Origin of the sequence: Thermus sp. (genome assembly GCF_040290245.1) — a bacterium.
Taxonomy (GTDB): domain Bacteria; phylum Deinococcota; class Deinococci; order Deinococcales; family Thermaceae; genus Thermus_A.
Genome location: NZ_PSMQ01000001.1, coordinates 39,715 through 45,493, shown reverse-complemented (window position 1 = coordinate 45,493; position 5,779 = coordinate 39,715). Strand labels below are relative to the sequence as shown.

The following is a 5,779-nucleotide window of genomic DNA, read 5'->3' as shown; positions in this document are numbered from 1 at the left end:
GGCTTTCCTTCCGCTTCTTTGACCCTTCGGACACGGCCTGCGCAGGCCAGGTGGGGCCGCTTTTCGTGGGAAGGTACCAGGAGGAAGCCCTTTTGCGCTTCGCCGAGGGGCTTGACCTTTTGACCTATGAGTTCGAAAACGTACCCGTAGAGCCGGTCCAGGCCCTAAAGGGCCTACCCATCCACCCCCCTCTTAAGGCGCTGGAGATCGCCCAGGATCGCCTTTTGGAAAAGCGGTTCTTCCAGAGCCTAGGCGTGCCCACCCCGGCCTTTCACCCTGTGGAAGGCCTCGAGGACCTACGGGCGGGCCTGGCCAGGGTGGGCCTCCCCGCCTTTTTAAAGACCCGCCGGGGCGGATACGACGGCAAGGGGCAGGCCCTTGTCCGCACGGAGAAGGAAGCGGAGGAGGCCCTTTTTGCCCTGGGCGGGAAAGGGCTGATCCTGGAGGCCCTTGTCCCCTTTGACCGGGAGGTCTCCCTGATCGCCGTGCGGGGTAAGGACGGAGGCCTGGCCTTCTATCCCCTGGTGGAAAACCGCCACCAAGGAGGGATCCTCCGCCAAAGCCTCGCCCCCGCCCCCACGCCCCCTGGCCTCCAGGCCAAGGCCGAGGCCTACCTCGAGCAGGCCCTTTTGGCCTTGGACTACGTGGGGGTCCTAACGGTGGAGTTCTTCCAGGTGAAGGGGGAGCTGCTTTTCAACGAGATGGCCCCCCGGGTCCACAACTCGGGCCACTGGACGATCGAAGGGGCGGAGACCAGCCAGTTTGAAAACCACCTCCGGGCCATCCTGGGCCTTCCCCTGGGCAGCACTAGGCCCAGAGGGTACAGCGCCATGCTGAACCTCATCGGAAAAAGGCCCGACTTCGCCCGGGTCCTCAAGGTTCCGGGGGCCCACTTCCACTGGTACGGGAAGGAGGTCGAGCCGGGGCGGAAGGTGGGGCACATCACCCTCCTTGCCCAAAGCGAGGCAGAGCGGGAGGAGGGGCTCAAGGCGCTGGAAGGCCTTGTATAATTCCGGCAAAGGAGGCGCAATGGACCGGGAAGCTCGGTTTAAAGAGATCCTCCGACGGGCCAAGGCCCACCCCGTCTACCGGGAGAAGCTTAAGGATCTGGACCCTGAGCGCATCACCCTCAAGGACCTCCCCCATCTTCCCCCGACCACCCGGGAGGAGTGGCTGGCCTATCTAAAGGCCAACCCCCTCCCTCCCCCGGGGGCGAGCCTGATGCACCTCACCCCGAGCCCCCTTCTGGGCTGGATGCCCGAGTACCTCTCCCAGGAGGACCTGGCCTACCAGAAGGCGGCCCTGGCCCGGATGTACCAAAGGCTTGGCCTCGTGGGGAAAAAGGTCCTGGTGGCCTTCAGCTACCACGTCTTCGCCGGGGGGTGGCTCTTTCATCAGGCCCTTTGGGAGGCGGGGAACCTGGTCCTTCCCCACGGGCCTGGGGAGGCGGAAAGGATCGTGGAACTTCAGGAAAAGTACCGGTTTGACGTCCTGGTGACCAATCCTTCCTTCGCCCTGCGCATCGCTCAGCTGGGGGGGCGGTTCAGCCTCCTTTTGGCGGGGGGAGAGCCCTTCACCTCGGTGCCGGGGTACCGGGAAAGGCTCGAGGCCCTCCTGGGGGGTGTGGCCCTGGATGCCTATGGGACGAGCGAGCTCGGCATCGTGGCCGGGGAGACCTTGGCGAAGGACGGGCTTTGGGAGATCCCGGAGATGGCCATCCTAGAGGTCCTGGACCCGGAAACCCTAAGGCCTTTGGAAGGGGAGAAGGGGGAGCTCGTGGTCACCGCTTTAAGCCGCACCCTCATGCCCATGCTCCGCTTCCGCACCGGGGACCTGGCGGTGGCCGAGCGGAGAAATGGCCGCCTCGTCCTTCCCCGCGGTGTCTTCGGCCGGACAGACACCATGGTCAAGGTCAAAGGGGTGAAGCTCTACCCCACGGAGCTCGCCCCCCTCCTGGCAGGGTTCGGCCTGGAGGCCAGGGGCTTCCAGGTGGTGGTGGAAAAGAAGGAGGGGGGAACGGATAAGCTGGTCCTTAAGATCAAGGCCGACCGTGTGCCCGAGGGGCTCCTCGAGGCCATCCAGAGGGCGACTGGGCTCAAGGTGGACGAGGTGTTGGCGGAACCAGGCCTTTCCGGCCCCCTTCTTTTGGACCACCGGTTCTGAGGCCTTCGCGTAAGCTTGTTATAACTTTCTCATAAAGGACCGGTATACTCCCCCTAAAGGGAAGCCTGCCCTTGCGGTATAGTGAGGGCAAAACCGAAGGGGGGAGTGAATGCGCTTCTTTGTCCTAGGCGATGTATCGGTGGACCTGCTTTATTTTCTGGACCGGATTCCCGAACCTGGGGAGGAGATCCCCGCCCGCCGGGCCTTAATGAAGCCCGGGGGGGCCGGGGGAACCCTGGCCGCCCAGCTCGCCAGCCTGGGGCACCGGGTCTATTTGGCGGGCCGCGTGGGGGAGGATGCCTTCCGGCCCATCGCCCTGGCCACCCTCGAGGCCACGGGGGTGGACCTGAGCCACCTCCAGGTGGACCCGGAGCACCCCACCTCCACCGTTTTGCTCTTCCTCGTCCCGGGGGGGAAGCGGGCCATGGTGAGTTCGGAAGGGGCCAGCCGGTACCTGGACCCTGCGGGGTTCAAGCCCCGGTACCTGGACCAGGTGGATGCCCTGGTCCTCTCGGCCTACGCCCTGGTGGGGGGGCCCCAGCGGGCCTACGCCGTAGAGGCCCTGGAGGCGGCACGAAAGCGGAGCCTCAAAATCTTTGCCGACCTGGGCAGTGGGGCGGTTCAGGCGGCGGGCCAGGAGCTTTTGAAGCCCCTTCGGGGGGTGGACTGGCTCCTTATGAACCAAGGGGAGCTCCTTGCCCTCACCAGGACCCCCTCCCTGTCCCAAGGGGTGGAGGCCCTGCGGAAGGAGGGCTTCACCCATCTGGCCATCAAGGTGGGGGCCATGGGGTCCATCGTGGTCACGCCGGAAGGGGAGGAGCTCGTGGAACCCTACCCGGTGGAGGAGGCGGTGGACTCCACCGGGGCAGGGGACGCCTACACCGCCGCCTTTGCCCATGCGGTCCTTTCGGGCAAAACCCCGGTGGAAGCAGCCCGGATGGCGAACAAAGCCGGTGCCCTGGCCACCACCGAGGTGGGTGCCCAAGGAAGGCTCATCCGCCTAAAGGACTTGGAAGTGGCGAAGCACCAGGCGTAAAAAGGCCAGCCCCGCCCGGCCGCTTTTTTCCGGGTGGAACTGGGGGGCGAGGAGGTTTTCCCGGGCGAGGAGGGCGGTATAGACCGTTCCCTCGTACTCGCTCTTCCCCAGGCTGTAAGGAGTGAGGGGACCGTAGTAGGAGTTGGCGTAGTAAAAAAAGGCTCCGGAAAGCTCCTCGAAGGCCCCCTCGAACCAGACCCGGTTCCAGCCCATCTGGGGAACCCGCCCCTTTTGGAAGCGAAGAACCCTTCCTTCAAACAGGCCAAGACCCCCTTCGTCCAAAGCCTCCTCCGAGGCCTGGTAAAGGATCTGCATCCCCACGCAGATGCCCAGAAAAGGCAGGCCCCGCTCCAGGTGGCCAAGGACCTCCTCCAAAAACCCTGAGGCGCGGAAGGCCCGCATCACCTGGCCGAAATGCCCCTGGCCCGGAAGGACCAAAAGATCCGCCCCCCGGGCCGCACGGGGGTCCTTGGAGACGGCGACGGAAAACCCTGCGGCCTCCAGGGCTTTGGCCGCGCTCCTGAGATTCCCCGAACCGTAGTCGATGAGGAGGGCCTTCATAGCCTCCCCTTGCTCGAGGGCAGGTCCTCCCGGGTGATCCGGGTGGCCTGGTAAAGCGCCCGGGCCAAGGCCTTGAAGCTGGCCTCGATCACGTGGTGCGCCTCCCGGCCCGAAAGGAGCCGAAGGTGGAGGGTGATCTGGGCGTGGCTCACCAGGCCCCGGAGGAACTCCCGCAGGTGGTAGTGGTTCACCCCCCCCGCATGGCCCTCCACCGGCCACTCCTCGGGGCGGAACTCCAGGTGAGGCCTACCCGAAAGGTCCAAGGCGCAAAGGACCAGGGTCTCGTCCATGGGGGCGTAGGCGTGGCCGTACCGCTCGAGGCCCACCCCCTCGCCCAGGGCCTCCTTCAGGGCCAGGCCCAAGGCGATCCCCACATCCTCCACCAGGTGGTGGACGTCCACCTCCAGATCCCCCTTGGCCTCCACCTCGAGGAGGAATCGGCCGTGGGTCTGGAGCTGGAAGAGCATATGGTCCAAAAAGGGCAGGCCCGTCTCCACCTTCCCCCCGGAAGGCCCGTCCAGACCAAGCCTAAGCCGGACCCATGTCTCCCGCGTGGCCCGTTCCACCCGGGCCTCACGCATACGCCGCCTCCAGAAAAGCCCGGTTCTCCTCCGCCCTTCCCACCGTTACCCGTAAGGCCCCAGAAAGGAGGGGGTAGTGGTCCTGCCGGCGCACCAGGACCCCATGGGCGAGGAGCTTATGAAAGGCCTCTTGCGCATCCGGGGTCCTGACCAGGAGGAAGTTGGTGTGGCTCCTTAAAGGCCTCCAGGTGGGGTGGGCCTTCAGGGCTTCGTAAAGGCTTTCTCGCTCTCTTTTTACGTACTGCACCACCTCCTCCACGTAGCCTGGGGCCTCGAGGACACAAAGGAGAAGCGCCGTAGTGTGGACGGGCAGGGCAAAAGGGGGGAGGAGGTTCTGGATCACCCCCGCCACCTCCGGACTGGCCATAAGATACCCCGCCCGCACCCCCCCTAAGGACCAGGCCTTGGAAAACGTGCGCAAAAGCGCTACATGCGGGTTCTTCTGGGCCAGAGCCCGGTGGTCCACCCCTGCGAACTCCCGGTAGGCCTCGTCCACCACGAGAAGCCCCCCCACCTCCTGAGCCCTCTCGGCCAGGGCCAAGACCGCCTCCTGGGGAAATAGGCTCCCCGTGGGGGCGTGGGGGTTGGCCAGGAAGAGGACCCCTTCGGTGAACTGGAGGAGGAGGGCCTCGAGGTCCAGGGCAAAACCCTCCCCTTCCGGCCTTAGGAGGACCGCCCGGTAGGGCGTTCCGGCCAGCCTGGCCGCATGGGCGTAGTGGGGAAAGGAGGGAAGGGTGTCCAAGACGCGGCGGGCGGCCTGGACCAGGGCCTGGATGAGAAGGTTGGACCCCGGGGCCACCACCACCCCCTCGGGAGGCCAGTCCCAGCGCCGGGCCAGGGCCTGGCGCACCTCCCGCGCATCCAAGGAGGGGTAACGGTTCCAGGCCACCCGTCCCATCCGCTCCAGGGCCTGGCGCTTCAGCGCCTCCGGAAGGTCAAAGGGGCTCTCGTTCTGGTCCAGTTTGACCCGGGCCTCGAGGGGGGTGTAAGGATACCGGGAAAGCCCCATGAGGTGGGGCTTGAAGGCCGTCATAGGGGCATTGTACTCAAAAGTGGGCGTACCCCCGCCGCTCCACCTCCACCCGTTTGAATCGCACGCCTCCCCCCTCGGTCAGCCACCCCGCCCGGAAGAGGGGAAGGCCAAGGCGCCGGGCCTTGGTCTCGAGGCGGCCCGCGTTCTCCTTTGAAACCACAAGGACGGCCTCAAACTCCTCCCCACCGTAAAGAACCAAGGAGAGCGCCTTCTCCTCTTGGCCTTCTGGAAAGGCCACGCGTTTGGCATAGGCCAAAACCTCCGGGAACAAGGGCAAGGCTTCCAGCTCCACCCCCAGGCCGAGCCCCTCGGAAAGCTGCCACAAGGTCTCCGCCAGGCCGTCCGAGCTATCCGCACTTCCCTTCAAAAGCCTGGCCAAAGCGAGCAGCTCGAGCCTCGCCCGCG

General features: G+C 65.8%; 6 protein-coding genes and 1 pseudogene. 3 read left to right on the top strand and 4 right to left on the bottom strand.

From position 1 onward, the window contains the following. The 3 genes from C4301_RS00250 to C4301_RS00240 all read left to right on the top strand — a co-directional run. Positions 1 to 1,010 (top strand): 5-(carboxyamino)imidazole ribonucleotide synthase (locus tag C4301_RS00250; protein WP_352413118.1); only part of this gene is annotated, 1,010 nt, incomplete at its 5' end. Between the two features lie 19 nt (positions 1,011 to 1,029). After that, positions 1,030 to 2,163, top strand: coding sequence for a phenylacetate--CoA ligase family protein (locus tag C4301_RS00245; protein ID WP_352413117.1), 1,134 nt, complete (start codon positions 1,030 to 1,032; stop codon positions 2,161 to 2,163). A 109-nt stretch (positions 2,164 to 2,272) separates the two neighbouring features. After that, positions 2,273 to 3,199, top strand: coding sequence for a carbohydrate kinase family protein (locus C4301_RS00240; RefSeq protein ID WP_352413116.1), 927 nt, complete (start codon positions 2,273 to 2,275; stop codon positions 3,197 to 3,199). On the opposite strand, the gene hisH is transcribed toward C4301_RS00240, so the two are convergent. The 4 genes and pseudogenes from hisH to C4301_RS00220 form a co-directional block, all read right to left on the bottom strand. Beyond that, complete coding sequence (gene hisH / locus C4301_RS00235; protein ID WP_352413115.1) at positions 3,164 to 3,760, bottom strand: imidazole glycerol phosphate synthase subunit HisH; 597 nt, start codon at positions 3,758 to 3,760, stop codon at positions 3,164 to 3,166. The genes C4301_RS00240 and hisH overlap by 36 nt on opposite strands. After that, positions 3,757 to 4,341, bottom strand: coding sequence for an imidazoleglycerol-phosphate dehydratase HisB (gene hisB / locus C4301_RS00230; RefSeq protein ID WP_352413114.1), 585 nt, complete (start codon positions 4,339 to 4,341; stop codon positions 3,757 to 3,759). The genes hisH and hisB overlap by 4 nt, the downstream gene beginning before the upstream one ends. Next, positions 4,334 to 5,374: a pyridoxal phosphate-dependent aminotransferase gene (locus C4301_RS00225; protein ID WP_352413113.1), complete on the bottom strand. Its 1,041-nt coding sequence runs from the start codon at positions 5,372 to 5,374 to the stop codon at positions 4,334 to 4,336. The genes hisB and C4301_RS00225 overlap by 8 nt, the downstream gene beginning before the upstream one ends. A gap of 13 nt (positions 5,375 to 5,387) precedes the next feature. Beyond that, a pseudogene (locus C4301_RS00220) lies at positions 5,388 to 5,779 on the bottom strand (thiamine-phosphate kinase); the annotation flags it as partial.

What these genes read in the sequence shown, in the direction of transcription:
- C4301_RS00245 (WP_352413117.1), top strand. Translation starts at nt 1,030, where the DNA reads ATGGACCGGGAAGCTCGGTTTAAAGAGATCCTCCGACGGGCCAAGGCC.
- C4301_RS00240 (WP_352413116.1), top strand. Translation starts at nt 2,273, where the DNA reads ATGCGCTTCTTTGTCCTAGGCGATGTATCGGTGGACCTGCTTTATTTT.
- hisH (WP_352413115.1), bottom strand. Translation starts at nt 3,760, where the DNA reads ATGAAGGCCCTCCTCATCGACTACGGTTCGGGGAATCTCAGGAGCGCG.
- hisB (WP_352413114.1), bottom strand. Translation starts at nt 4,341, where the DNA reads ATGCGTGAGGCCCGGGTGGAACGGGCCACGCGGGAGACATGGGTCCGG.
- C4301_RS00225 (WP_352413113.1), bottom strand. Translation starts at nt 5,374, where the DNA reads ATGACGGCCTTCAAGCCCCACCTCATGGGGCTTTCCCGGTATCCTTAC.